Origin of the sequence: Providencia sp. SP181 (assembly GCF_050446505.1) — a bacterium.
Lineage (GTDB): Bacteria > Pseudomonadota > Gammaproteobacteria > Enterobacterales > Enterobacteriaceae > Providencia > Providencia vermicola.
Genome location: NZ_JBBPXM010000009.1, coordinates 82,240 through 108,261, shown reverse-complemented (window position 1 = coordinate 108,261; position 26,022 = coordinate 82,240). Strand labels below are relative to the sequence as shown.

Below are 26,022 nucleotides of genomic sequence, written 5' to 3'. Positions count from 1 at the left end.
AAAAGTTAACTACTTAATCATCGTGGTTATCGCGCTACTGGCTTCAATGGTCATCGGCTTTAATATCCGCTGGCCCAATACGCAAGATTCACAAATTAATAAAATACTGTCACAAGGTGAATTACGTATTAGTGCCGTCAGCTCGCCACTTATCTATATAGATGAGCAAAAACAGCTTCGTGGTTTTGACTACGAGCTTGCTCAAGGCTTTGCTTCGTACCTAGGAGTCAAACTTAAAATTACTATCCGCCCGACATTCGAGCAGATTTTTGTCGACCTCGAAAATGGTGATGCTGATATCGCTGTTGCTGGGCTACTCTACAATAAAGACCGATTAACTAAGACCAAAACTGGCCCAAGCTACCTGACGGTGACTCAGCAATTGGTCTATCGTAAAGGTTCAACACGTCCTAAATCGTTTAATGATATCAATGGTAAACTGCTTGTCACTTCTGGCACAGCCCATGCAAGCACCTTAAAAGAGCTTGCCAAAGAATACCCAAACTTAAAATGGGAAGAGACCTCTAAATACAATACAAATCAGATCCTTGAAATGCTTGCTGATGGTGAAATCGACTATACCCTAGAAGACTCTATCGCCGTTGCATTACAACAGCGCATTCACCCACAGATAGCCGTCGCCTTTGATTTACTCGATGATCATGCTGTCACCTGGTATATGCGACGTGGTGAAGAAAATAGTTTAGATGCTGCCCTACTTGATTTTTTCAACCAAGGCAACGAAACGGAGCTTTTGGCTCGCTTGAATGAGAAATATTTTAGCCATGTGGAATCGTTCGATTATTTCGATACGATGGCATTTATTAAAGCAATCGATAATAAACTACCTGAATATCAACCATTATTTGAAAAATACGCTGAAGTGATTGATTGGAAACTCCTCGCCGCAATTGCGTGGCAAGAGTCTCATTGGGACCCCCTTGCGACTTCGCCAACAGGTGTACGTGGTTTAATGATGTTAACTAAACCTACGGCTGCGACGATGGGTATCTCAGACAGGTTAGATGCAGAAGAAAGCATTAAAGGTGGCGCAGCCTATATTGCTTATATAATGGAAAGGTTACCAGAAACTATTGCGGAAGATGACCGTATTTGGTTTGCACTTTCTGCTTATAATATGGGCTATGGGCATATGTTGGATGTACGAAAATTAACTCAGATGCTTGGTGGTGACCCAGACAGGTGGCTTGATGTTAAAGCACGGCTTCCACTGTTAACCCAGAAGAAATATTACTCACAGCTCACTTATGGTTATGCACGTGGGCATGAAGCTTATCGTTATGTAGAAAATATCCGCCGATACCATCAAAGCTTAGTGGGATACCTTCAAACACAAGAGCGTAAGCAGCATGCTTTGGATATTGCCCAACAGTCTTTAACCTATTTAATTTTGCCTGAGAACTTAAAAACGAAAGAGGCTAAAACTGTTGAAAACCAATCACCAATCCCTGACAATAATCATATTCCCTATTTAGGGGGATTGAACTCATCAAAGCTGTCTCAAGATAGCAATGAAAACACGAAAACATCACTCGGCCAATACCTCATTTCATTGCATCCTGAACCCAAAGAAACTGAATCAGAACAAAGCCCTATGTTCATTTCCCCTCTTAAAACACCTAATTCAACACCTTAATCAGATTTTTTGCATCAATTCACAAAGCGTTAATTCTGTTGGCGCTTTTGTTCTTTTTTCTGTGTTCTACGCATTTTAAAAAAAGCACTCAGCATCGAGGAGCATTCTTCTGCTAAAATTCCCCCCGTGACTTCCACATAATGGTTTAGCCCTGCTTGCTCCATGATGTTGATATAAGAACCACAGGCGCCTGTTTTAAAATCTTTCGCACCATAAACAACGCGCCTAATACGGCTATGGATCATCGCGCCTGCACACATTATGCAAGGCTCTAAAGTAACGTATAACGTGGTATCAAGCAGACGATAATTACTCAGTGTTTGCCCTGCTTGTTGCAGTGCCATAATTTCAGCATGGGCGGTCGGGTTATGGTCGAGAATCGAACGATTCCAACCAGAGGCGATTAACTGATTATCTTTAACTAATAATGCACCTACTGGGATTTCACCTACATCTTGTGCTTTTAAAGCAAGTTCAAGGGCTTGCTTCATCCAATATTCATCAATTTCTATTTGTGTCACTCTTACCTCTGGGCGCTTAACTCGAAAGCTAATTATTACCAAATGTCAGAGTGACTGCAATTTTAAATCTTAATCTTGAGATTCTTCACCCGACAAACTAATTACTCAATGCCAGTTTCGCTGCAAAGCCCATAAAGAAGGCCCCAACAGTGCAATTACCCAATTTTGCGAGAATTTTTTTCTCACGTAAAAATTTAGCAATCAAATAGCCACTAAAAATCAGTATGCTTAAATATAAAAAGCTGACTAACTCTAAGATTGTCGCCAGAACAAGGTATGGTACCCACGCATTCGCGTAGTTAAAATCAACAAACTGAATAAAAAACGAAATATAAAATAAAATCGCTTTTGGATTCGTAAGACTTAACGCTAAAGCGCGAACAAAATGGTTTTCTGACTTGACTGTCACCGCAACCTCTTCTCCCTCAACCTGTGGCTTGCGCTTTAATGTACCGTATAAGATTTTACAACCGAGATATAAAAGGTAAGCCGCACCAAGATAGCGAACAATCATAAAAAGGGTTGGAGATGCTTTAATCACAGATGCGACGCCGATAAAAGATAAAAAAACCAATATGGCATCACCTGTAAAAACGCCTAGCGCAGCTCGATAGCCATACCGAGCACCACTGGAAGTACTCGTTTTGAGTACATAAATCGAATTAGGCCCTGGTACAATAATAATGAAGACCAATCCAGCAAGATAAGTCCAGAAATTAAGAACCCCGAGAGTTTCAAACATGTTTGCATCCCTTTATATTTTTTATTATTACTACCATAGATTTCGTTATTTGTGAACACTATCATTATTTTGGTTTAAATATTAAAAACAATAGGTTATGTTACCCTCAAAAGGATCCGACTTGAATTTCGTTAACCACAGAGTTTATAAAATGAAATTTCTTTCAAAATAGATAATTATACAAAAAAAATTTTTTGATGATTTATCAACTTCAGAAACTAGATTAGTGCAATGCTTTATAACATCACTCTATCTGTAGTCTCTTGTTATCATGATATTAATCATGGATAAAAATGAGTACTGGTGTAATTTATTCGACTCCACAGCTCAGGGCGTTTAAAATAGTTTTATAACGACAGAATCTAGATACACTCACTGATACATATGTTATATGTAAAGTGCAGTGCTTCTATATTACAACCTTTTGTTTTTCAATACGAAATATAACTTAAGTAAAACCCAAACTGGAAGTAACGAATAGGTGCAAGATATAAGTTACTGATTTTTAACTTAATTGAATGCAAGTTATTATAAATGGCACTGTTAATTACCAAAAAATGTATCAATTGCGATATGTGTGAACCCGAATGCCCTAATGATGCAATTTTTATGGGCGCTGAAATTTATGAAATTGACTCAAGCTTATGCACAGAGTGCGTTGGCCACTATGACAAACCGACTTGCCAGTCTGTTTGCCCTATTACTAACACCATTATTACTGACCCTAACCACATAGAAACTGAAGAACAGTTGTGGGATAAATTTGTCGCTATCCATCACGCAGATAAAATCTAACTTTAATCCCACTCACGATAACTTTATTTATAAAGCCGCCAGATATGACTGGCAGCTTTATATTCAGCCTATCAGAAGCAAATTCAATCACTAAGGCGTTCAATAATCACGGTAGCTGACGCATAATGCCGTTCATCCGTTATTGAAACGTGGAAACGGGTTGCGTTTAAGCTTTCAGCCAACTTTAATGCTTCCCCCTTTAAATTCAGCAATGGTTTACCCAGCTCATCATTCGTCACTTCAAACTGATTAAATGCTAGACCATTACGGATGCCCGTTCCCAAGGCTTTAGCTGCCGCTTCTTTAACTGCGAATCGTTTCGCCAAAAAACGAGCAGGCTTTGCTTGCTGCTGGTATTGCAAGAACTCTTTCTCAGTCAGAATTCGCTTGGCTAAGCTGTCGCCTGTACGTTCAATAACAGATTCAATACGCGTTATTTCAACGATATCTGTTCCTAGCCCAACAATTGCCATTATTTACGCGCTTCTAATAAGATTTTTTTCATATCAGCAACCGCTTGTGCGAGCCCGCTAAACAATGCACGCCCAATAATTGCATGGCCAATGTTTAACTCATAAATTTCAGGTAATTGTGCAATACGTTGAACATTATGGTAAGTCAAACCATGCCCTGCATTCACCTTGATACCTTTACCTGCCGCGTAAGTGGCGCCATCACGGATACGGCGAAACTCTAACTCTTGTTCCTGCTCCGTTTTTGCATCCGCATATGCTCCAGTGTGGATCTCAATAAATGGCGCCCCACATTCCTGAGCAGCATCAATTTGTGTGTGGTCAGCATCAATAAATAGAGATACTAAAATACCGGCTTCAGTTAAGCGCTTCACTGCATCTGCCACTTTTTGCTTTTGACCTGCAACATCCAAACCACCTTCAGTGGTCACTTCTTCGCGCTTTTCAGGAACAAGACAACAAAATGCAGGTTTAATACGGCAAGCAATATCAACCATTTCATCCGTTACTGCCATTTCAAGGTTCATACGCGTTTGTATTGTTTTGTTGAGTAGCTCAACATCTCTATCCGTAATATGACGGCGGTCTTCACGTAAATGTACTGTGATGCCGTCTGCACCTGCTTGTTCAGCAACAAATGCGGCCTGCACAGGGTCAGGGTATTGCGTCCCTCGTGCATTTCTGACTGTCGCAATATGATCAATATTAACGCCTAATAAAAGCTCTGCCATTTTATACTCCCTTCAATAAACGGTAACGGATACTTCAATGCCACTATCCTACTGTAATTTTCAAAGTTCAGGGAATAAATCTTGTATCATTCGAGGCAAATTCCAAAACAACAACGCTATTACATATGAGGGATAAAATTTTTGCGAAGCGCTTCGTAAACTTTATGATGAGGCCCCAAACTTAGTGGTTTAACACCATAAAATGAGGTACAACCAATACAGAGCTGAAAAAGATAAGTTAGAAAGAGATAAAAAGAGGAATAAAACAAAACATAGCAGTTAATACATAAATAAAATCAATAATGAACTATTAGCTTGGTTTGTTCGCAGGGGGAGGTGATACGACAAATTGCCTAAACAACTCTCTACTTTTTAATGGCTTGCCACCTAAATAAGGTTTTAACGCCATACGAGTGAAACGCTTTGCAGCCTTTAGGGTGTCAGCATCAGGGAAATCACGGCTTGCAAGTGCTTTTAATTGTTTACCCGTAAAACTAAGTTGGTCAACAATTAAACTGCCTATAAAGCCTTTTTCCTCACGGTAGCGATAAGTCATTGTGTCAGAAACAGGCTCCCCACTACCTGCGCAATGTAAAAAATCCACGCCATAACCAAGGTAGGATAATAGCGCTAATTCAAACTGGCGCAAGGCAAATTCAGGGGTACGCTCGCTTGCGGCAAGGACTTGCAAACAAGAAAGGTAATCAAAAAATAACGCGGAGTAAGGCGTCCCAAACTCAATCACACGAGCCGTGAGTTCATTAAGGTACAGACCACTATAAAGAACAGTACCACTTAGAGGAAGTGCTAACGAAACAGGGTCTGCACTAATCAAGGTTTTAATTTCACCTTTGCCACTCCAACGGATTAGCAAAGGTGTGAAAGGCTGTAAACAGCCTCTTAAAGGGGAGCGATTGCGGCGAGCACCTTTAGCCAGTAAGCGAATTTTCCCTTCACCTTCAGTAAAGAAGTCAAGTAATAAACTTGTTTCACTGTAAGGCCTTGAATGGAGCACAAATGCGCGTTGCCAACCACTCACTCCGCCACCTACTATTTTAGATCGTCAACATAACCCAGACTGCGTAATGCTCTTTCATCATCCGCCCAGCCTGATTTAACTTTGACCCAAAGCTCAAGGTGAACTTTGTTATCAAACATGCGTTCCATGTCGATACGCGCTTCCGTACCAATAGTTTTCAGTTTGCTACCTTTGTTACCAATGACCATTTTTTTCTGGCCTTCACGTTCAACAAGAATTAAACCATTGATATGGTAAATACCTGTTTCGGTTACTTTAAATTGTTCAATTTCAACGGTAACAGAATAAGGTAACTCATCGCCCAAAAAGCGCATCAGCTTTTCACGGATCATTTCTGACGCCATAAAACGTTGAGAACGATCTGTAATATAGTCTTCAGGGAAATGATGTGTTGCTTCAGGGATATGTTGCTTCACAATTTTAGCGATTGTATCCACGCCAGTACCTTTTTCAGCACTGATTGGCACAACATCTAAAAAATTCATTTTTTGGCTGATCATGCCAATATGTGGCAATAAAACCGTCTTATCGGTCACGTTATCAATCTTATTGATTGCTAAAATGACAGGGCAACGTAAGCTTGATAGCTTAGTTAGAACCATTTCATCATCAGCGGTCCAGTTGGTACCTTCAACGACAAAAATGACCAGTTCAACATCACCAATAGAACTTGATGCTGCACGGTTCATTAAGCGGTTAATTGCACGTTTTTCTTCAATATGTAACCCTGGGGTATCAACATAGATAATTTGATAATTATCTTCTGTGTGGATCCCCATAATACGATGGCGAGTCGTCTGTGGCTTTCTCGAGGTGATCGAGACTTTTTGCCCCAGTAATTGATTTAATAATGTCGATTTACCGACATTCGGCCGTCCAACTATGGCAACGAAACCACAGTGGGATTGTAATTCACTCATTCAAGCTCCAAAATTTTCAATGCTTGCTCTGCTGCGGCTTGCTCTGCTTTACGACGACTTGAACCAACACCATGGATGGGTTGTTCGATGCCACTTACTTGGCAGTGGATCGTAAACTCCTGATCATGAGCCTCACCTTTTACTTGAACAACTAAATAGTTCGGTAATGGTAAGTGACGCCCTTGCAGATATTCTTGTAACCGTGTTTTCGGGTCTTTTTGTTTATCACCCGGACTAATTTCAATTAATCGGCTTTGATACCAATCTAAAATAATTCTTTCAATCGTTTGGATATCGCTGTCTAAGAAAATGCCACCTATCAGTGCTTCCACTGTATCTGCAAGAATTGATTCTCGACGAAATCCACCGCTTTTTAACTCACCTGGACCTAAGCGTAAGCACTCACCCAGTTCAAACTCACGGGCAATTTCTGCCAATGTATTTCCACGAACAAGTGTTGCCCGCATCCGGCTCATATCCCCCTCATCCACTTTAGGAAAACGGTGATACAGGTCATTTGCAATCACAAAACTTAAGATTGAATCCCCTAAAAACTCTAGGCGTTCATTATGTTTACTGCTGGCACTTCTGTGAGTTAAAGCTTGAATCAACAAATCATGTTGTTTGAATTGATAACCAAGCTTACGTTGTAATCTTTCTACTAAAGAGGGGTTCATGTGCGCCCAACCATTTTTATTTGATAAAAAAAGCACACGCAACAGACCTGTAAAATAATGTATTTTACAAAACTGTTGCGTTTGCACTGACTCCTTACCTACCCACATTTTTTGTAGCTCAGTAGAACTAATGAGATAAATATTATTAGTTACAGTGAGTTACAAAAGAAAGGAGTTATAATTGGGGAGCCAATAATATTAATTAAATTATATTGTACACTGGGTAAAATAATAATGCTTCGGTTAATGCGGATTTTCAAATGAAAACCCGCACCTTCACTGTTGGCATATCCAATCAATGAAATTATAGTGGACCAATTCGACTAAAGCGAATGCCTGTTGGCCATTCGTTTTCTTGCTTATCGAGGCTTAACCAAATAAACACGGCGCGACCCACTAAATTTTGCTCAGGAACAAAACCCCACATACGGCTGTCAGAGCTATTGTCCCGATTATCACCCATCATAAAATATTGTTTTTCAGGAACAATCCACTCATTTAATGGCATTCCTGGTTGCAAGTATTTTGCTTCAGTGACGGCTTGGCGAATAATTAGAATTTGATGTTCAACTGTATCGAGTTTTTCGCTACGCTCATATTGACGCAATGCATTACGTGGCAACTCTTGATCTAATGGAACTTCATAATTCCCTTTTTGACTATCAACAACAGAGGCTACATCAAAAAACATTGTCCATTCGCTTGGGGCTAATGGCCCGTAAGTAATCGGCAAATTTTCTGTGCATTTGTTATCCGCACAATTTGGATAAATCGTCAGTTCCTTGGCATCTGGATTATAAACAATTTTATCACCTGGCAAACCTATTACACGTTTAACAAAATCGACATTTGTGTCACGAGGGTATTTAAATACAGCAATATCACCGCGTTTTGGTTTACCTGTTTCGATCAGTGTCGTTTGTGTAATAGGGTCTTTTAAACCGTATGCAAATTTCTCAACCAACATGAAGTCACCAACTAATAACGTTGGCATCATTGACCCTGATGGAATTTGAAACGGCTCATAAATAAATGACCGTACAATCAGTACAATAGCTAACACAGGGAAAATTGATGTCCCTGTTTCTAGCCATGAAGGGCGGCGGACAGCATTCGCCACATCCGCTTCGCTCACTGCACCATTTGTTGCATCCTGTAACTGCTTCAGTTTTGCTTTACGCGCAGGCGCAAATTTAAACTTATCTAAACACCATATAATCCCAGTGATTAAAGTTGCCAGTGTTAGGATCAAGGCAAAGGTGTTAGCCATTGAGACTCCTTGTAAACTTAGTTGTCTTTACCAACATGCAATATAGCAAGGAACGCTTCTTGTGGTAGCTCAACGTTACCCACTTGTTTCATACGTTTCTTACCATCCTTTTGCTTCTGCAACAGTTTCTTCTTACGGCTAACGTCACCGCCATAACATTTGGCAAGTACGTTTTTACGCAACTGTTTAACTGTAGAACGAGCAATAATATGGTTACCAATCGCGGCCTGGATAGCAATATCAAACTGCTGGCGTGGGATCAGTTCTTTCATTTTCTCGACTAATTCACGACCACGATATTGTGAGTTTGCGCGGTGTGTAATCAATGCTAATGCATCAACACGTTCGTTGTTGATAAGCACATCAACCCTAACCATGTCTGACGGCTGAAAACGCTTAAATGCATAATCCAATGATGCATAACCACGAGATGTTGATTTCAAACGGTCGAAGAAATCCAGTACGACTTCAGACATAGGAATGTCATATGTCAACGAAACTTGATTACCATGATAGACCATATTGGTTTGAACGCCACGTTTCTCAATACAAAGTGTAATCACGTTACCTAAGTATTCTTTAGGCATTAACATGTGGCACTCTGCAATTGGCTCACGCAGTTCTTCAATATTGTTTAATGCTGGCAGCTTTGATGGGCTATCCACATAAACAATCTCACCGTTGGTTTGCTGAACTTCATATACAACCGTTGGTGCTGTAGTGATCAGGTCAAGATCGTATTCACGTTCTAAACGTTCTTGAATGATTTCCATATGCAATAAGCCAAGGAAACCACAACGGAAACCGAAACCTAAAGCAGTCGATGTTTCAGGCTCATAGAATAGAGAGGCATCGTTTAAGCTAAGTTTACCTAGCGCATCACGGAAACCTTCATAGTCATCGGAACTGACAGGGAATAAACCCGCATAAACCTGTGGTTTTACTTTTTTAAAGCCTGGTAGTGCTTTTTCCGCAGGATTACGAGCGCCCGTTAAGGTATCCCCTACTGGCGCACCTGTGATGTCTTTAATTGCGCAGACTAACCAGCCTACTTCGCCACAACTAAGTACATCACGGTCGATTTGTTTAGGTGTGAAAATACCAAGGCGATCAGCGTTATACACCTGCCCTGTACTCATGACTTTAATTTTATCGCCTTTTTTCAGTGACCCGTTTTTAATACGGATCAACGAAACAACGCCTAAATAGTTATCAAACCAAGAGTCAATAATTAGTGCTTGTAATGGGGCATCCACATCACCAACTGGTGGTGGGATCTCCTTAACAAGGCGTTCAATCACATCCTGAACACCAATGCCCGTTTTTGCAGAACAGCGAACGGCATCGTGGGCGTCAAGGCCTACAATGTCTTCAATTTCATCAGCAACTCGCTCTGGGTCTGCCGCTGGCAAGTCAATCTTGTTTAAAACAGGAACGACTTCTAAATCCATTTCAATCGCTGTATAGCAGTTAGCTAATGTTTGAGCTTCAACACCTTGCCCTGCATCGACAACTAACAGTGCCCCTTCACACGCCGCAAGAGAACGCGAAACTTCATAAGAGAAGTCAACGTGGCCTGGTGTGTCGATAAAGTTTAATTGGTAAGTTTCACCGTCAGAGGCTTTATAATCGAGCGTAACGCTCTGTGCTTTGATGGTAATTCCACGCTCACGTTCCAGATCCATTGAATCTAAAACCTGCGCTGCCATTTCGCGATCCGTTAAACCACCACAAATCTGAATAATACGGTCAGATAACGTGGATTTGCCATGGTCGATATGAGCAATGATAGAAAAGTTTCTTATATTATTGATTTTCAAGGTAATATCTTCTTTTAAATTGCCTTACAAAATCAGTTTTGTGCAAATATCGCGACAAAACTAAAATGCTATGATTATCACAAGATTGTTAATTAGCTGCATTTTACATATAAGACCCCGCTAACACAAAGATTCAATGTAAAACAACTGTAAACTTGCTAAAGGTTAATGAGTTAGAGCACTAATTTAGCGCTAATTTAACCCTCTAAATACTCATTTATTACGAATAATAACAAGCCTATTTTGATTTTTATCTCAAAAGAGACTGAAAAATCAATTAATTGATTATTTAAACCAATAAACTACAAAAGGAAAACATCACGTTTTCCCCTTTTTTATCATGGTATCAAATAATGAATTGAATACAATCTATTGATATTTAGCAGTTAACCTGTACTGAAAGTTCGGAAGGTGGTAAACCTATTTGCAAGACGACAGGCTGAAATGCGTCATCATCACGCCAATGAGAAGCTAATTTCCGTGCAGTATAAAAACCAACCACACCCCCTACTACACCAGAAGTCGCTACCAAAAATTGGCTAAAATCAAACGATTGAGCTAACCCAGCAAAAATAAACAACCCTAAAATTGGAGTTAAGTACACCAGCATAGCCGAACGAATTAAACTCCCTTCGGGAATACCAACCTCGATTTTTTGTCCTACGACTAAAGGTTGTTCAATAGCAATTTCTAATTCATGTTCCGTGTTTGGCCCTATTTTGCTGAGTGCATAAGAGCCACACGTTTTACGAGCACCGCAACTTCCACATCCTGATGAAGAGCCATAACGCAGTAGTGCCCTTCCGTTTTGCCAACGAATGACAGTTGCCCACTCTTTTACCATAACCTACTCCCGAAACTGAACACTACCTGCGATAACTTGTGCCGTTGGCAAAGGTAATTCGCCAATTACTGTAATGACATTTTGCTTTTGTGTCATAGTATAAATTGAACGACGCCCATTTTGCATTGGTTGATCTAACAACGGGCCTTTCACCGATTTTGTCACATTCACTGAGAAGGTAAATAACCCATCGCTGAACATTGCACTTTCCACAACGTCATCTTCACTTAATTTACGTACAGAACGCGATGTTTCTTCAAAGCCTGGAGGAAGCATCCCCACTTGCCATTTGAAGGATGGTGCCGTATTTTTCGGATATACCAATAACGGCGGCATATTTACCTTACTCAATGCAAGTAATGAATCATTAACTGTTTTACTATCTAGCACTGTAGAGATAACCCGAAATTGCTCTAACGTTTGGCTGTTATTATCCAACAAATCAATACGTAGCGGCAGTTTCGTTTCCTCATCGATTAATAGTACATAATTAAATCGGGAATTGTCTTTCGATATTATGCGGATCACCAAAGCAGGTCGATCACCAATATGTGTGCGCCCCGCATCAATAAAATTGTAGTAAGGCTTTATCTGTTCATAATTTGTAAATAAAACAGAAGGTAAATTATCAACGATATTTTGACCATTCAAACTAAACGCATCGAAGCCTGGCTCAAAGTAACTAATCCTATCACCTTTTTGAACAATCTCTCGGCGTGATGAATCCATCTGAATCATTTGTGAAACAGGAATACCGTCAATAATTGCGTGGCGATATCTTACAGGTGTAATTGTTTGCGGGCTGAATGTCATAAATGACATTTCATAAGAAAGGTTTTGGGCAGCATTCCCCATTTCTTTAAAAAGGACATCGGCACCCTGTTCAGATGCCGAAGCTTGATTAGAAATAATCAGGCTGCCCGTCAGGCAGATGACGGATAACCATTTTTTCATTATTTCAGCTTAACTCCTGCCGCAGATGCAGGTTGTTCAGATTGTTGATATTGCTGGTTCAACATCGAGCGTCTTTCAATTTCATATTGTTGCAGCATCGCATTAATACGTTGATTTTGTTGTTCAACCTGTTGAAGTTGTTGTTCATTACCAAATAATTGGTTATCTGAAATATTCAGGCTTACAGGCGCACCACTTCCAACAGGAATGGTATTAAACATTGGCTCATCAACGGTGGAATCAACAGCATTACTTTGGTTGTACTGCTGTACCCCCACAATAACGGCTAACGAAACACATGCTGCAACACCAATTTGAGTTATTTGGCTCGCCCAAGGACGGATTTTACCCCAGAATGGGAAAGCACCCCAAGTCGCAGGTTCAGGCTGCGATTCGACAACTACCTGAGGATTAATACGCACAGCTTCATTCTCTAATGCTGCCGCAACGTTACTTGCAATATCAAAATGTATGACATTGCCAGTATCATTACGTAGAGTATCACGAATAAGATGATAGCTCTCCCAACGTTGCTTTAACGTTGAATCACATGAAATGGCATTTACAAGCTCTAAATCTAGAGCTTCGCCATCCATCATTGCGGAAAGTTTCTCTCTTTGCATGCCCAATTACCTTCAGTTAATTGCATCACAATTATAATTAATCTGCTGATTTAATAGCGTTAGTGCTGTTGAATCAGAGGTTGTACTTTATTATCAATCGCTTCCCTTGCCCTAAAAATACGGGAACGTACAGTACCTACTGGGCAATCCATAATTTCAGCGATTTCTTCATAGCTCAAACCATCAAGTTCACGAAGTGTGATTGCCATTCGTAAGTCTTCAGGCAAGGATTCAATGGTTTTGAAAACAACTTTCTTTAATTCTTCAGACAACATTAAGTTCTCTGGGTTCGAAATTTCTTTTAAAGCACCAGCGGTTTCAAAGTTTTCAGCATCACTCGCTTCAAGATCTGACGCAGGAGGGCGTCTATCTTGTGCGACTAAATAATTTTTAGCCGTATTGACCGCAATACGATAAAGCCAAGTATAAAATGCGCTGTCACCACGAAACGAACCGATAGCACGATACGCTTTTATAAATGATTCTTGTGCTACATCAGGCACATCCGCTTGCGGCACATAACGGGATACTAAACTTGCAACTTTGTGCTGGTATTTAATTACCAGTAAGTTGAAAGCTTGTTGATCGCCTTTTTGTACCTTTTCAACCAATAATTGGTCTGTTAATTGCTCGCTCATTTCGGGAAGCATCTCCCGAACTCAGGCTGATAATATGTTGACTTGTTCATGTTCTCCCATCCTAAAGCAAGCACTACTTTGAGTTATAGAAACCATTGAAGTTCAATTTAATCTAAAAAAATAGTCAAAAATTTACAAAAGTGCTGGATTTTCATTTTCTAAGATCCCAAAGATCCTTATTAAAACAGTTGCATACAAATACCTTAAAGGTCAAGAACACAGCATACGGATTTTGCAAATGAATGCTATAGCTATCACATTTATTCGATGCGAATAAATAAATAGACCTGGGTCAAGATAGTGACTGTAAACATCTATCCAGCAATAGTAATCGACAATCTGATAGGCTAACATAAAAAAACACACTACATACTATTATATACAGCAAACACTCATGAACGGATCCACACAGCATTACACTGATATTTTAATCATTGGCAGTGGTGTCGCAGGACTATCCGCCGCCTTACGCCTTGCTCCTTTCCACCAAGTGACTATTTTGAGTAAAAGCAGCTTGAGTGAAGGCGCTTCTTATTATGCTCAAGGTGGTATTGCCGCCGTATTTGATGATACCGACAGCATCGAATCCCACGTTGAAGATACCCTCATTGCTGGGGCTGGCATTTGTCATAAAGGTGCGGTTGAATTTATCGCCTCTAATGCAAAAGAATGCGTGCAGTGGCTTATTGACCAAGGTGTTTTATTCGATACTGAAATCACAGAAAGTGGCGAGACTCAGTACCACTTAACGCGAGAAGGTGGTCACAGCCATCGTCGCATACTTCACCATGCTGATGCGACAGGAAAAGAAGTTGAAACTACGCTTGTTGACCTCGCTTTTGCTCACCCAAATATCCATATAAAAGAACGCTATAATGCTGTTGACTTAATTCTATCCGAAGACAAGGCACCCTCACGTATTTTGGGTGCTTACGTTTGGAATCGGAAAAAAGAGCAAGTTGAAACGATCCGCGCCAAAACCGTTATTTTAGCCACAGGTGGCGCGGCAAAAGTCTATCAATATACCACTAACCCCGATATTTCGTCAGGGGATGGCATTGCAATGGCATGGCGGGCAGGTTGCCGTGTTGCTAACTTAGAGTTCAACCAATTTCACCCCACTTGCTTATTCCACCCACAAGCACGAAACTTTTTACTTACCGAAGCATTACGGGGTGAAGGTGCGTATTTAAAACGCCCTGATGGCAGCCGCTTTATGCCTGATTATGACGAACGAGAAGAACTTGCACCTCGTGATATTGTTGCACGAGCCATTGACCACGAAATGAAACGTCTTGGCGCAGACTGTATGTACCTTGATATCAGCCATAAGCCAACAGATTTTGTGCAACATCATTTCCCAACTATTTATGCCAAATTAATGACGTTAGGGTTAGATATCACCAAAGAGCCTATTCCTATCGTGCCCGCGGCACATTATACCTGTGGCGGGGTGATTGTCGATCAAACAGGTATGACTGATATTGCGCACTTATATGCCATTGGTGAGGTTAGTTATACTGGCCTACACGGAGCGAACCGTATGGCATCTAATTCATTGTTAGAATGCCTTGTATATGGCTGGTCAGCCGCAGAAAACATCAAATCGACACTGCAAAATATTGGTGAAGTACCACATTTACCTGAATGGGATGAAAGCCGAGTACATAACTCCGATGAACAAGTTGTAATCCAACATAACTGGCATGAATTACGTTTATTTATGTGGGACTACATGGGGATTGTGAGAACCACTAAGCGCCTCGAACGGGCACTCCGACGTATTCATTTATTACAGCAAGAAATTCATGACTATTATGCTAACTTCCGTATTTCCAATAACTTACTAGAGTTACGAAACCTTGTACAAGTCGCGGAGCTAATGGTGCGATGCGCTTTGGCGCGCAAAGAAAGCCGTGGGCTACACTACACATTAGACTATCCAGATATGTTAGAAAATTCAGGTCCAACTGTCCTGAAACCTGAATAAAGCCACGAAACCAACGGAATAACTGTTCCGTTGGTTTTAATATTTAAGGTAAAACGGCTGGATCAATGCGCGAAAATCCTCAGTATACTCACCGCTCTGTGCTTTTAGAGCTAAATTGCTTACCTGAGTGTGAGAGTTCACTAATCGCAAACCCAATAACATACGGTGAAATGGTGTTGTTGGTTTGTCACTAACATTGACTCTCAACGCCGTAAACCACCCCCTACTTTCAGCCATTGCTTGCACTTTCTCACCAACTTCATACGGTAGCACTAAACAAAATAACCCATTTTCCGTTAAACAACGCTGGGCACATTCTAATAGTACGTCATGGGTTAGTGCGCTTGTGTAGCGAGCTTGGTCACGTTGCTCATCTCGACACGCCACCGCAGGCTCAAAATAAGGCGGATTGCTTACAATCAAATCATATTGAGTGGGTGAATGCTGACTATAGTGAATAATATCCTGATTGATGATATGTAACCGTTTCGCCCAAGGTGACTCCACAAAATTACATTGAGCTTGCTGCGCTGCTTGAACATCCAATTCAACAGCATCAATTTGTGCATTTTGTTGTCGCTGTGCCAACATTAGCGCGACTAACCCACTCCCACTACCGATATCCAATGCAAATTGAACATGACCAATAGGTGCCCATGCCCCTAATAATACGCCATCAGTGCCCACTTTCATTGCACATTGGTCATGGGCCACAAAAAACTGTTTAAATGTAAACCCACCTTTTCGGTAGTTTTTTTTCTGATTGCTCATCCACACACTCTACTTACCTGAAGCTGACCATTTTCTCATATTGAGCAAATAAAAGTCATCGTTTAACCTATTCGCTACAATATAATTCTTATAATATGAGAATTATATTTGAGGCATAAAAAGTTTACTGCTAAGTTCGAAAAAAAGGAGATGCGATGAACAGCATTAATAGAACCTTAGATGTCTTGTCCTACATCACGAGTTGCGCATCCCCAGTGACGCCACAGGTTATCTCAACTGCACTGGATATTCCATTATCAACGGTTTATCGCTTACTGACAATTCTCATAGAATGGGAATTTGTGTCTCATGCAAAGCAGTATGGTACTTATTGTGTCGGCTCGCAGAGTATCAAAAATCACGAAAAATACTATCACCACAGCTTATTGATGGAAGCCACAAAATCAGAGCTTCAATCATTAGCGAAAAAAACACGAGAAACCGCAGCGATTATCACCTCAAACCTGCGAGAAACGATTTGTGTAGACATGATAGAAAGCGAACAAGCCCTACGTTGCTCATTTATCATTGGCCGCGGTAATACCCTAATCAAAGGGGCCAGTGCCAAAACATTGTTAGCTTTTCATCAAACACAATACCAAGAACACGTGTTTGAGATACATGCAAAACAGCTTATTTCTGACGTAGATAAGCTGAAATTACAACAAGACTTACAGCAGATCCGCAAACAAGGCTACGGCACATCAACCAGTGAGATTGATGAGGGGGTCTTTGGCGTTTCCGCCCCGATTTTTAAAGGAAATGATGTACTGGCCGTCGTCTCCGTTATGGCCCCTGAATTTCGCTCAACTCACCGTGTTGACGAGTTAATTATGCATACACGTCAAGCGGCAGATAACATCACTAAATTGATTAATTTGGAGTAACTATGACACAACCTTTCCAATGGCAAGGGCGCACGGATGGTGAAACACAAGAACATTTGCGTATTCATCAAGTGATTAACAAAGTATCACCCGCACAATTTACGTTGATAGGCTTTGCCTCTGATGAGGGCGTAAGACGCAATAAAGGCCGACAAGGGGCTAAAGCAGGGCCTGATGCTATTCGTCGCCAACTTGCTGGGTTACCTATCCACCAACCGCTAGCCATTAAAGATCTAGGAACCGTAAGTTGTGATGATGGTGATCTTGAATCTGCACAACGCCGCTTATCCGACAAAATTATTGAAAGTTTAACTGCAAATGAGCGCCCGATTATATTAGGTGGTGGCCATGAAGTAGCCTTTGCTAGCTTTCAAGGGTTATTTGATTATGTCGAACAAAATCAATCAGGAAAAACGATTGGGATCATCAATTTTGATGCCCATTTTGATTTACGTGAAGCCCCTGAAGCGACTTCTGGCACGCCTTTTTTACAATCTGCGCAGTTATGTCAGAAGCACCAGCGTCCTTTCCACTACTTGTGTTTAGGTATCGCTGATCATGGCAACACCAAGGTACTATTTGATACTGCAGACCGATTAGGCTGCCAATACCTTCGTGATAAACAGCTAAGCTTTTCGCAACTTCCACAAGCTGTTAAACAACTTCAAGCATTCATTGATGGCGTTGATTATTTGTATGTCACTGTGGATTTAGATGTATTCTCTGCCGCTATTGCCCCTGGTGTCAGCGCCCCTGCACCTAAAGGTATCTCTACCGAAACATTTGATGAACTTTTTACCGTTATTAAAGGCAGCAAAAAAATCGCCCTCTTCGATATTGCGGAGTGCAACCCTGAATTTGATATTGACAACCATACCGCCAAGCTTGCGGCTTATTTGATTTACCAATATTTATTCTAATAAAACAACACAACAATTCGACTGATAAATAAACTGTTCGCTTCAATCTGTTGAGATAGCTTCTATTCGAATACCACAATAAAAATAGGTTCGAAAAAATATCAACTTAGCTGTAACTCGCTAAATTATAATGTTTTTCATCATAAATATTTTAACTATTAGATTTCGAGTTACAGCTAGGCGGCTAACGAAGATAGCTGTAGGAGCATACAAAAGTATGTGACTACAGTAGCTGAGTGCGGCCAACAACGCTGTAGCTTGAAAGATAACAGTTAAAAAAGGGAAACTTATGATTCTACACCTAGACGCACTATCCACCTTATTCCTTACCGTCATCTGCCTCCTCATGGGCATCCACTTAAAAAAACGCATTGAGTGGTTACAACGATTTTGTATTCCATCTCCTGTCATTGGCGGATTTTTAGTGAGTTTAATCATTTGGGGACTGAAATCGTTCAACCTCGCTGAAATAAATTTTGATACCAGTTTACAAACCTTCTTGATGGTCGCATTCTTCACCACAATAGGTATTGATGGCAGTTTCCGAATTCTCAAAACAGGTGGTCGCTTATTATTTATGTACCTGTTTATTTGCTGGTTTGTGGTGATTTTCCAAGATACCTTTGGGGCAGGGTTAGCGCATCTATTAGGCATCGAACCTGTCATTGGTATTATGGCTGGAGGGGTATCACTCACGGGTGGCCATGGCGGAGCTGCTGCCTTTGGCGGTATGGCTGAAGGACTTGGCGTACAATCAGCGACAGTTGCTGCGATCGCTGCCGCCACCTTTGGGTTAATTACGGGAAGCTTATTGGGAGGCCCAATCGCTACCTATTTGATTAAAAAATTCAATGTCCGTATTCAAGCAGACGAAAAAGTTGAAAAAATTCAAGTTCCTGAAACTATTGCAGGGAAAATTGAGTCTATCGATGCACATGCTTTCTTGAAAATGCTTGCCTTGATCTTAGGGATCATGGTCATTGGTCAATTTGCCTCTGCGCAATTCACTAAAGCCACTGGTTTTTCACTACCGAGCTACGTTGGCGCGATGATCATTGCAATTGTCATCCGTAATATTAATGATCAGGTCGAATTGTTCCGCATCAACCAAAAATCTATCGATCTTATTTCTGAAGTCTCCCTCGGTCTTTTCTTAACTATGGCCATGATGTCACTGAAGATTTGGGAATTAAAGGCTGTGGCTCTTCCGCTCTTCACCATTTTATTGGCGCAAGTTGTCGTTTTAATTCTGCTCGTCGTATTTGTTATTTTTAGGTTGTTAGGGAAAAACTATGATGCCGCGGTAATGTGTGCAGGTTTGATGGGACATGGCTTAGGCGCGACACCAAATGCGATGGCGAATATGTCATCCGTTTGTGAACGTTACAAACAAGTTTCCATGAAAGCGTTTATGATTGTGCCATTAAGTGGCGCAGTACTCATCGACTTAGTGGGTATTCCATACCATACTTGGCTGATTAATATGCTTAGCTAATAAATATCTAGTCCAGGAGAGTTTCGGCTCTCCTGAATTCTTTTGTCATTTCGCTAACTTTTCCTCGAGTTATCGCTCCCTGTCTAACCTGAAAACAGTTACACTTGTGAAAAGCGGATTTTTTCAGGTGAACAATTTTGCTAACCTGTTTATAATCAGCGCCCCAAATAGAGGTATATAATGACTGCATCCACTTTTTCTGAACTTGATCTTGATGAAAGCCTAATTGACGCGCTGTCAGATAAAGGCTATCAACGTCCCACTGCTATCCAAGCTGCGGCTATTCCAGCTGCAATGGATGGTCGTGATGTGTTAGGTTCAGCACCAACAGGGACAGGTAAAACAGCGGCATTCCTACTGCCAGCAATTCAACATTTACTTGATTTCCCAAGAAAAAAATCAGGGCCACCACGCGTTCTGATTGTCACGCCTACCCGTGAATTAGCTATGCAGGTTGCTGACCAAGCAAAAGAATTATGCGCACATAATCACCTAGACATTGCAACAATCACAGGTGGTGTTGCTTATATGAACCACGCTGAAATTTTCAGCGAAAACCAAGATATCGTTGTCGCCACAACAGGTCGCTTATTACAGTACATTAAAGAAGAAAACTTTGACTGCCGCGCGGTTGAGATTTTGATCCTAGATGAAGCTGACCGTATGTTAGATATGGGGTTTGCAAACGATATTGAAACTATTGCAGGCGAAACGCGCTGGCGCAAACAAACCATGCTATTTTCAGCGACGCTTGAAGGTGAAGCCATCCGTGACTTTGCAGAGCGCTTGCTAGAAGATCCCGTTGAAATTGATGCGGATCCATCTCGTCGTGAACGTAAAAAAATTCAGCAATTTCATTACCGTGCGGATACCGTTGAACACAAAACTGCACTACTATGCCACTTACTGAAACAAGAAGAAGTGACAAAAGCGATTGTGTTCGTACGCAAACGTGAACGCTTACGCGAGCTTGTTCAGTGGCTACGTGAAGCAGGTATTGAGCCTTGTTATCTGGAAGGTGAAATGCCTCAAGCGAAACGTAACGAAGCGGTACGTCGCCTTGTCGACGGGCAAGTTAAAGTCCTTGTTGCGACGGATGTAGCATCACGGGGTTTAGACATCGATAACGTCAGTCATGTTTTTAACTTCGACTTACCAAGAACTGCTGACGTTTACTTACATCGCATAGGCCGTACTGGCCGTGCAGGTCGCAAAGGTACGGCAATTTCCTTAGTTGAAGCACATGACTTTCCGTTACTAGGTAAAATTACACGCTACATTGAAGACCCTATTAAAGTGCGTGTTATAGATGCCTTGCGCCCAACAACAAAAGCGCCATCTGAAGCGATGTTAAATAAGCCAAAACCATCGAAGAAAGTGCTGGCAAAGCGCAAAGAGAAAAAGAAAGAAGAACAAACGAAGAAAAAAGAAAAAGTACGCCATCGCGATAAGAAAAATATAGGGAAACGTCGTACTCCAGTCAGTCCAACAGCATCAGCGATTAGCGATAAAAACCAATAATCACTCAAACGGGTTTCGGCCCGTTTTTTATTTAATTCATCATATGAATGATTTTTTCTCGCATTTTTTTCCCTTCTTGCGTTAATGCATCATATTTAATGATATGATTATTAATGATATCTTTGCAATCAAGACCTTGGTTGTTTTTTGCCCTCCAATCAGCCCCATTGGCTAACAACAATTCAGCAACATCCAAAGCATGACTATTTAAAGCATCATGGAGTGGTGTATTTCCTAAATTATCTTTTATATCAACCATTAAACCATTATCTAACAATATTTTAGACTGCATCACTCGGCCACTTTGAGCCGCTAAATGTAAAATACTTTTTTGCTGGATGAGTTGTGTATTTTTAATGGCTTGCCCATACTGTGAATCGAGTAGAATTTGCATAAACTGCCCATTCATAGCCCGCGCTGATTGATTCGCTAAAAAATCAAGGTCACATGCTTTATTGTGACATTCTAAAAGATTTGAAAACTCAACAACATTGCCTTTTTTAATGGCACTTTTACAACTTTCTTGCCAATTAATTTTTTGTTGCTCTTCGATGATTGGGAACACTTTTAGCGGGAGCTCGACGGTTTTATCATATTCCCCAGTAATCGCATTCCAATTATTCCACGGTTTATGTTTACACATCACCTTAATAATTTTAACCATCGTATGTGCAATAAAACTTCTTGTTAATAACCGGTGTGGTAACCAATTTTTCCAAGAACTCTGTTCGCTATAAGCCATTTTAATACGCGTTCCCAGCGCTGAAGGGATAGGTAAAGTATTTTGTAGAGAATCAAGCCAGTCATATTGCACAGTATAAAATCGTATCAGCCCTTCGTTCGCCATTCGTTCCGCAACATCATAATCAAGCCCGATCTTATTTACCGTATTCCTTGCCAGCCCTGCGGGGCTAAACACAACTGCAGGGCTATGGCTCGCCAATGCGGCAATTGACGCAAGGCCACCACCTAATGAGTGCCCCGTACAAATCAGATTTCCTCTTACTGCATTAAATAAAATATTTGTCAAACCAACAGATTGATAATACTGAGGTTCATACTGCCCTAAGCCTTGACGGATGTTGGCATAAAAATCCACAATATCGTTTGAGCCTGCAAAACAGAGAATATATAAATCATTATATCGGCATATATTGGCTTGAAATCCTGATGTCACATCACCAAGTAACTCCGCATCAATACCTAATGCATTAAGTTGAGTGGTATTTAATCTCTCGACACCTAACATCTGTTGCCAATCTGTATGGTAAGCCCCATACGATAACATGGCTAATACAAAGTCTTTTTTTTGTGCATCTTGGCCAAAAAAGTGTTCTTTTATCGTATTTTTTGGCCAATGTTCTCTTTCACATAATGAAATATCTAAACTGCGATTTTGTAAATAAATGTCTAAGCCTTCTCTAGCAAGAGAAAGGCCATCCACTGAACTAAGTGTTGGTTGTATTGAAAAAGGCATAAATTCTCCCTAACAAATGCGTATGTTGGAAGAGTATTGGAAGCTAAATAGCGGTGAAGAGAAATAATCAACTTTATTAGAGGTAAATAAAAAGCCATTGATATCAATGGCTTTAGAATTTATTATACTGTACTAGATGTAATAGTGTTTAAACTTTATTACAGGCTTTCAGTGAAAGTACGAGTAATAACATCACGTTGTTGTTCAGGGGTTAATGAGTTAAAACGAACCGCATAACCAGAAACACGGATAGTTAATTGTGGGTATTTTTCTGGGTTTTTCACTGCATCTTCTAACGTTTCACGGCTTAATACGTTAACGTTTAAGTGCTGCCCACCTTCTACACGTACAGTTGGCTTCATTTCCAGTGGTACTTCACGATACTCAAAAGCACCTAATTCATCTTTATCAACGATTTGGCCTTCATTATAATCTGCTTTAGCACAAACACAGCGAGCTTCATTTTTCTCGTTATCCAGTAACCAGAAAGAATTCAGTAATGCTGCATTATCAGTTTTAGTAATTTGAATACCTGTAATCATGTCGACCTCCACGTTCGAACTTGATTGCGCCCGATTTTTTATATCAATCAAAGCTGCATTAACCATCAATCTTATGTAAATTTGCAATTGGATATTTGGTCTAACCAATGTCTATAGGTATTTTATACCAGCTCAATAGGTCACTTTCTTTGATATTTATCAATTATTCCGTATAGCAATTAATCAAACCCATTCAACTTTATGATTTAAATCAATATTCACCATAATGAAATCTTAATTATTTTTATAAACTTTCAAATTAATTTGAAGCGTAATTATAAAGATCAGGGCTTTATCTCTGCCCAACGAACCAGTAAGCTTATTACCATCATTTGGTTCAGTTATAAATTGCGCCAGCCAACATTCATTGTTATGGAAAATTTCATGTCAAATACCATTACATGGCACGACGTCATTGGCCCCGAAAAAGTAAAACCGTATTTTAAAGAAACATTAGCCTATGTCGCGCAACAGCGCCAAGCAGGTAAAATCATCTATCCCCCGCAAGATGATGTTTTTAATGCTTTTCGCTATACCGAACTTGCTGATATTAAAGTCGTTATTTTAGGTCAAGACCCTTACCATGGTCCAGGCCAAGCCCATGGATTGTCTTTTTCAGTTTTACCTGGTATTAAGCCACCACCTTCCCTAGTAAACATGTATAAAGAACTCGAAAAAGACATCGCAGGGTTTACGCGACCATCACATGGTTATCTACTGAGTTGGGCTCAGCAAGGTGTATTACTACTCAATACTGTACTCACTGTTGAACAAGCCCATGCGCATTCTCATGCACATTTAGGATGGGAAACATTTACAGATAAAGTCATTGAAGCAATTAATGAAAATACGGAAGGCGTGGTCTTTTTACTCTGGGGTTCACATGCGCAGAAAAAAGGGAAAATCATTGATACCAAACGCCATTATGTTTTAAAAGCACCTCATCCCTCCCCGCTTTCTGCGCATCGCGGCTTTTTAGGTTGTGGTCATTTTTCACAGACTAATGAAATTTTAACTCAGCAAGGTAAAGCGCCAATTGACTGGAACCCAGTTATTAACGAATAGCTGCATATTATAGGTAAGCAAAAAAATGGGATACACATGTATCCCATTTAAACAATTATTTCGAAACAATAACCATTGCAGGTCTGAGTAATCGGTTATTTAACGTATACCCTTTTTGCATCACGTTAATCACATGATTAGGTTGGTGGTCAGGTGATTCAATCATTGTCATTGCTTGGTGAACTTCAGGGTTAAATGGCACATTCGCATCCCCCACAGGTTCGATACCAAACTTAGCGACAGCATCTAAGAACGTTTTCAGCGTTAAATCTAGCCCTTCTAACATGGCTTTAGATTGCTCATTATCGCGATCAGCAGCATCGATCGCACGCTCCAAATTATCAATCACAGGTAAAAGTTCATTTGAGAATTTCTCAAGTGCAAATTTATGTGCTTTTTCAATGTCTTGCTCTGTACGGCGACGAATATTTTCGATTTCAGCATGAGCGCGTAACATTGCTTCTCGTTCGGTCTTTTGTGAAGCAGCTAATTGCTCTTCAAGCTCAGCAATACGCGCTGCTAACGCTTGTTCGTTTGCTTGTGCATCTTCTACTTGCTGGGAGTTCACTTCTTGCTCTGCTTGAACTTTTTGTGATTCATTTAACTCAGAAGCTTGCTCATCATGCATGTTTTGGTCTTTACTACTCATGAATATCTCCGCGTATTTAGCATTAATCCCATATATGAGAGTATTATGGGGATCTAATACAGGGATTCAAGGGAAGTCATACAATGAGAGGCCAAAAAAGTATGCAAAAGGACAATAATACAGCACATTCTCACTTCAAAACGATAGGCATTGTCGGGCACCCAAGGCATCCTGAAGCGTTAGCAACCCATGAACTGATTTATCACTGGTTAATTTCAAAAAATTACCATGCCATTATCGACAAACAAGTTGCTAAAGACTTGAAGTTAATGAATGCGACAACTGGCACATTAACTGAAATTGGCCAACAAGCCGATTTAGTCATCGTCGTGGGGGGGGACGGTAACATGTTAGGTGCAGCCCGTATATTATCTCGCTATAACAATAAAGTTATTGGTGTGAATCGTGGAAATTTAGGTTTTCTAACTGATCTTGACCCCGATAATGCCTTACAGCAACTTTCACGCGTGCTTGAAGGCGAATATCGTGAAGAACAACGTTTTCTGCTTGAAGCTCAAGTGATCAAGGCTAATCAAAAGGCGCGTAAGAGCAGTGCGATAAATGAAATCGTACTCCACCCTGGGAAAGTCGCTCATATGATTGAGTTTGAAGTTTATATTGATGATAAATTTGCATTCTCACAACGTTCTGATGGGTTAATTATTGCCACACCAACAGGCTCAACAGCCTACTCTCTATCGGCAGGAGGCCCTATTTTAACCCCTAATCTGGATGCCATTGTCTTAGTTCCCATGTTCCCGCACACACTATCTTCTCGTCCTTTAGTCATCAGCAGCGACAGTAGCATACGCTTGAAATTCTTACGTACAAATATTGATTATGAAGTCAGTTGTGATAGCCAAATTATGCTACCAATTCAAGATGGTGAAGAGGTTATTGTAAAACGTAGTAATAAAAATCTAAATTTAGTTCACCCTAAAGATTATAATTACTTCAATACGTTAAGCTCAAAATTAGGGTGGGCAAAAAAAACTTTCTAA

The 26,022-nt window shown here is 40.5% G+C and carries 26 protein-coding genes; 9 read left to right on the top strand and 17 right to left on the bottom strand.

Annotated elements, in window-relative coordinates:
• Positions 1 to 46 precede the first annotated feature (46 nt).
• Positions 47 to 1,657, top strand: a complete 1,611-nt coding sequence (mltF, locus tag AABS66_RS15825; RefSeq protein WP_430225168.1) for a membrane-bound lytic murein transglycosylase MltF — start codon at positions 47 to 49, stop codon at positions 1,655 to 1,657.
• 29 nt (positions 1,658 to 1,686) lie between these two features.
• On the opposite strand, the gene tadA is transcribed toward mltF, so the two are convergent.
• Positions 1,687 to 2,178, bottom strand: a complete 492-nt coding sequence (tadA, locus tag AABS66_RS15820) for a tRNA adenosine(34) deaminase TadA (RefSeq protein ID WP_206082504.1) — start codon at positions 2,176 to 2,178, stop codon at positions 1,687 to 1,689.
• A 97-nt stretch (positions 2,179 to 2,275) separates the two neighbouring features.
• Positions 2,276 to 2,920, bottom strand: a complete 645-nt coding sequence (gene leuE, locus AABS66_RS15815; protein WP_206082505.1) for a leucine efflux protein LeuE — start codon at positions 2,918 to 2,920, stop codon at positions 2,276 to 2,278.
• A 534-nt stretch (positions 2,921 to 3,454) separates the two neighbouring features.
• Here leuE and AABS66_RS15810 point away from each other — a divergent pair.
• On the top strand, positions 3,455 to 3,715 hold the full coding sequence (locus AABS66_RS15810) for a YfhL family 4Fe-4S dicluster ferredoxin (protein ID WP_206082506.1): 261 nt from the start codon (positions 3,455 to 3,457) through the stop codon (positions 3,713 to 3,715).
• 83 nt (positions 3,716 to 3,798) lie between these two features.
• Here AABS66_RS15810 and acpS read toward each other — a convergent pair whose 3' ends face one another.
• The 11 genes from acpS to rpoE form a co-directional block, all read right to left on the bottom strand.
• Complete coding sequence (acpS, locus tag AABS66_RS15805) at positions 3,799 to 4,188, bottom strand: holo-ACP synthase (protein WP_206082507.1); 390 nt, start codon at positions 4,186 to 4,188, stop codon at positions 3,799 to 3,801.
• Positions 4,188 to 4,919: a pyridoxine 5'-phosphate synthase gene (pdxJ, locus tag AABS66_RS15800; RefSeq protein ID WP_430225157.1), complete on the bottom strand. Its 732-nt coding sequence runs from the start codon at positions 4,917 to 4,919 to the stop codon at positions 4,188 to 4,190. The genes acpS and pdxJ overlap by 1 nt, the downstream gene beginning before the upstream one ends.
• A gap of 310 nt (positions 4,920 to 5,229) precedes the next feature.
• Positions 5,230 to 5,958: a DNA repair protein RecO gene (gene recO, locus AABS66_RS15795; protein ID WP_430225156.1), complete on the bottom strand. Its 729-nt coding sequence runs from the start codon at positions 5,956 to 5,958 to the stop codon at positions 5,230 to 5,232.
• 11 nt (positions 5,959 to 5,969) lie between these two features.
• A complete protein-coding gene (gene era / locus AABS66_RS15790; protein ID WP_206082510.1) occupies positions 5,970 to 6,878 on the bottom strand; it encodes a GTPase Era in 909 nt (302 codons plus the stop codon).
• Entirely contained in the window at positions 6,875 to 7,555 is a 681-nt protein-coding gene (rnc, locus tag AABS66_RS15785; protein ID WP_206082511.1) for a ribonuclease III, read from the bottom strand. Before rnc ends, era begins: the two co-directional genes overlap by 4 nt.
• A gap of 304 nt (positions 7,556 to 7,859) precedes the next feature.
• On the bottom strand, positions 7,860 to 8,825 hold the full coding sequence (gene lepB / locus AABS66_RS15780) for a signal peptidase I (protein ID WP_206082512.1): 966 nt from the start codon (positions 8,823 to 8,825) through the stop codon (positions 7,860 to 7,862).
• Between the two features lie 17 nt (positions 8,826 to 8,842).
• Positions 8,843 to 10,639: a translation elongation factor 4 gene (lepA, locus tag AABS66_RS15775; protein ID WP_206083009.1), complete on the bottom strand. Its 1,797-nt coding sequence runs from the start codon at positions 10,637 to 10,639 to the stop codon at positions 8,843 to 8,845.
• A 385-nt stretch (positions 10,640 to 11,024) separates the two neighbouring features.
• Positions 11,025 to 11,489: a SoxR-reducing system protein RseC gene (gene rseC, locus AABS66_RS15770; protein ID WP_225819051.1), complete on the bottom strand. Its 465-nt coding sequence runs from the start codon at positions 11,487 to 11,489 to the stop codon at positions 11,025 to 11,027.
• Positions 11,490 to 11,492: 3 nt separating this feature from the next.
• Positions 11,493 to 12,443 carry a sigma-E factor regulatory protein RseB gene (gene rseB, locus AABS66_RS15765; protein ID WP_206082515.1) on the bottom strand — a complete coding sequence of 317 codons (951 nt, stop codon included), beginning with the start codon at positions 12,441 to 12,443 and terminating at the stop codon, positions 11,493 to 11,495.
• Positions 12,443 to 13,066, bottom strand: a complete 624-nt coding sequence (gene rseA, locus AABS66_RS15760; RefSeq protein WP_206082516.1) for an anti-sigma-E factor RseA — start codon at positions 13,064 to 13,066, stop codon at positions 12,443 to 12,445. Before rseA ends, rseB begins: the two co-directional genes overlap by 1 nt.
• Before the next feature lie 59 nt (positions 13,067 to 13,125).
• Positions 13,126 to 13,704: an RNA polymerase sigma factor RpoE gene (gene rpoE / locus AABS66_RS15755; protein WP_206082517.1), complete on the bottom strand. Its 579-nt coding sequence runs from the start codon at positions 13,702 to 13,704 to the stop codon at positions 13,126 to 13,128.
• Between the two features lie 394 nt (positions 13,705 to 14,098).
• On the opposite strand from rpoE, the gene nadB reads away from it, so the two are divergent.
• Complete coding sequence (nadB, locus tag AABS66_RS15750; protein WP_206082518.1) at positions 14,099 to 15,694, top strand: L-aspartate oxidase; 1,596 nt, start codon at positions 14,099 to 14,101, stop codon at positions 15,692 to 15,694.
• A 36-nt stretch (positions 15,695 to 15,730) separates the two neighbouring features.
• On the opposite strand, the gene trmN is transcribed toward nadB, so the two are convergent.
• On the bottom strand, positions 15,731 to 16,465 hold the full coding sequence (gene trmN, locus AABS66_RS15745) for a tRNA(1)(Val) (adenine(37)-N(6))-methyltransferase TrmN (protein WP_272539179.1): 735 nt from the start codon (positions 16,463 to 16,465) through the stop codon (positions 15,731 to 15,733).
• A 155-nt stretch (positions 16,466 to 16,620) separates the two neighbouring features.
• On the opposite strand from trmN, the gene AABS66_RS15740 reads away from it, so the two are divergent.
• The 4 genes from AABS66_RS15740 (at position 16,621) to srmB (ending at position 21,288) form a co-directional block, all read left to right on the top strand.
• Positions 16,621 to 17,352 (top strand): IclR family transcriptional regulator, encoded by a 732-nt coding sequence (locus AABS66_RS15740; RefSeq protein ID WP_206082520.1) that lies wholly within the window; start codon positions 16,621 to 16,623, stop codon positions 17,350 to 17,352.
• Positions 17,353 to 17,354: 2 nt separating this feature from the next.
• The gene (gene hutG / locus AABS66_RS15735) at positions 17,355 to 18,272 is read left to right on the top strand and encodes a formimidoylglutamase (RefSeq protein ID WP_272539178.1); all 918 of its coding nucleotides are present in this window, start codon (positions 17,355 to 17,357) and stop codon (positions 18,270 to 18,272) included.
• A gap of 289 nt (positions 18,273 to 18,561) precedes the next feature.
• Positions 18,562 to 19,767: a sodium/glutamate symporter gene (gltS, locus tag AABS66_RS15730; protein WP_206082522.1), complete on the top strand. Its 1,206-nt coding sequence runs from the start codon at positions 18,562 to 18,564 to the stop codon at positions 19,765 to 19,767.
• 180 nt (positions 19,768 to 19,947) lie between these two features.
• Positions 19,948 to 21,288 (top strand): ATP-dependent RNA helicase SrmB, encoded by a 1,341-nt coding sequence (gene srmB / locus AABS66_RS15725; protein WP_206082523.1) that lies wholly within the window; start codon positions 19,948 to 19,950, stop codon positions 21,286 to 21,288.
• A 31-nt stretch (positions 21,289 to 21,319) separates the two neighbouring features.
• Here the strand turns inward: srmB and AABS66_RS15720 are convergent, their stop codons facing one another.
• Both AABS66_RS15720 and grcA read right to left on the bottom strand, forming a co-directional pair.
• Entirely contained in the window at positions 21,320 to 22,765 is a 1,446-nt protein-coding gene (locus AABS66_RS15720) for an ankyrin repeat domain-containing protein (RefSeq protein WP_430225155.1), read from the bottom strand.
• Positions 22,766 to 22,923: 158 nt separating this feature from the next.
• Positions 22,924 to 23,307: an autonomous glycyl radical cofactor GrcA gene (grcA, locus tag AABS66_RS15715; RefSeq protein WP_206082525.1), complete on the bottom strand. Its 384-nt coding sequence runs from the start codon at positions 23,305 to 23,307 to the stop codon at positions 22,924 to 22,926.
• Positions 23,308 to 23,691: 384 nt separating this feature from the next.
• Here grcA and ung point away from each other — a divergent pair, with 384 nt between their 5' ends.
• A complete protein-coding gene (ung, locus tag AABS66_RS15710; RefSeq protein WP_272539176.1) occupies positions 23,692 to 24,372 on the top strand; it encodes a uracil-DNA glycosylase in 681 nt (226 codons plus the stop codon).
• Positions 24,373 to 24,427: 55 nt separating this feature from the next.
• Here the strand turns inward: ung and grpE are convergent, their stop codons facing one another.
• Positions 24,428 to 25,021 (bottom strand): nucleotide exchange factor GrpE, encoded by a 594-nt coding sequence (grpE, locus tag AABS66_RS15705; protein ID WP_206082527.1) that lies wholly within the window; start codon positions 25,019 to 25,021, stop codon positions 24,428 to 24,430.
• A 101-nt stretch (positions 25,022 to 25,122) separates the two neighbouring features.
• Here grpE and nadK point away from each other — a divergent pair, with 101 nt between their 5' ends.
• The gene (gene nadK, locus AABS66_RS15700; protein WP_272539175.1) at positions 25,123 to 26,022 is read left to right on the top strand and encodes an NAD(+) kinase; all 900 of its coding nucleotides are present in this window, start codon (positions 25,123 to 25,125) and stop codon (positions 26,020 to 26,022) included.

Bases quoted from the DNA above. Each gene is read 5' to 3' on its own strand.
- gltS (WP_206082522.1), top strand. From the start codon at position 18,562: ATGATTCTACACCTAGACGCACTATCCACCTTATTCCTTACCGTCATC.
- acpS (WP_206082507.1), bottom strand. From the start codon at position 4,188: ATGGCAATTGTTGGGCTAGGAACAGATATCGTTGAAATAACGCGTATT.
- pdxJ (WP_430225157.1), bottom strand. From the start codon at position 4,919: ATGGCAGAGCTTTTATTAGGCGTTAATATTGATCATATTGCGACAGTC.
- AABS66_RS15740 (WP_206082520.1), top strand. From the start codon at position 16,621: ATGAACAGCATTAATAGAACCTTAGATGTCTTGTCCTACATCACGAGT.
- rnc (WP_206082511.1), bottom strand. From the start codon at position 7,555: ATGAACCCCTCTTTAGTAGAAAGATTACAACGTAAGCTTGGTTATCAA.
- rseC (WP_225819051.1), bottom strand. From the start codon at position 11,489: ATGGTAAAAGAGTGGGCAACTGTCATTCGTTGGCAAAACGGAAGGGCA.
- ung (WP_272539176.1), top strand. From the start codon at position 23,692: ATGTCAAATACCATTACATGGCACGACGTCATTGGCCCCGAAAAAGTA.
- lepB (WP_206082512.1), bottom strand. From the start codon at position 8,825: ATGGCTAACACCTTTGCCTTGATCCTAACACTGGCAACTTTAATCACT.
- hutG (WP_272539178.1), top strand. From the start codon at position 17,355: ATGACACAACCTTTCCAATGGCAAGGGCGCACGGATGGTGAAACACAA.
- era (WP_206082510.1), bottom strand. From the start codon at position 6,878: ATGAGTGAATTACAATCCCACTGTGGTTTCGTTGCCATAGTTGGACGG.
- leuE (WP_206082505.1), bottom strand. From the start codon at position 2,920: ATGTTTGAAACTCTCGGGGTTCTTAATTTCTGGACTTATCTTGCTGGA.
- mltF (WP_430225168.1), top strand. From the start codon at position 47: ATGGTCATCGGCTTTAATATCCGCTGGCCCAATACGCAAGATTCACAA.
- srmB (WP_206082523.1), top strand. From the start codon at position 19,948: ATGACTGCATCCACTTTTTCTGAACTTGATCTTGATGAAAGCCTAATT.
- nadB (WP_206082518.1), top strand. From the start codon at position 14,099: ATGAACGGATCCACACAGCATTACACTGATATTTTAATCATTGGCAGT.
- AABS66_RS15720 (WP_430225155.1), bottom strand. From the start codon at position 22,765: ATGCCTTTTTCAATACAACCAACACTTAGTTCAGTGGATGGCCTTTCT.
- nadK (WP_272539175.1), top strand. From the start codon at position 25,123: ATGCAAAAGGACAATAATACAGCACATTCTCACTTCAAAACGATAGGC.
- AABS66_RS15810 (WP_206082506.1), top strand. From the start codon at position 3,455: ATGGCACTGTTAATTACCAAAAAATGTATCAATTGCGATATGTGTGAA.
- grpE (WP_206082527.1), bottom strand. From the start codon at position 25,021: ATGAGTAGTAAAGACCAAAACATGCATGATGAGCAAGCTTCTGAGTTA.
- trmN (WP_272539179.1), bottom strand. From the start codon at position 16,465: ATGAGCAATCAGAAAAAAAACTACCGAAAAGGTGGGTTTACATTTAAA.
- rseB (WP_206082515.1), bottom strand. From the start codon at position 12,443: ATGAAAAAATGGTTATCCGTCATCTGCCTGACGGGCAGCCTGATTATT.
- rseA (WP_206082516.1), bottom strand. From the start codon at position 13,066: ATGCAAAGAGAGAAACTTTCCGCAATGATGGATGGCGAAGCTCTAGAT.
- rpoE (WP_206082517.1), bottom strand. From the start codon at position 13,704: ATGAGCGAGCAATTAACAGACCAATTATTGGTTGAAAAGGTACAAAAA.
- grcA (WP_206082525.1), bottom strand. From the start codon at position 23,307: ATGATTACAGGTATTCAAATTACTAAAACTGATAATGCAGCATTACTG.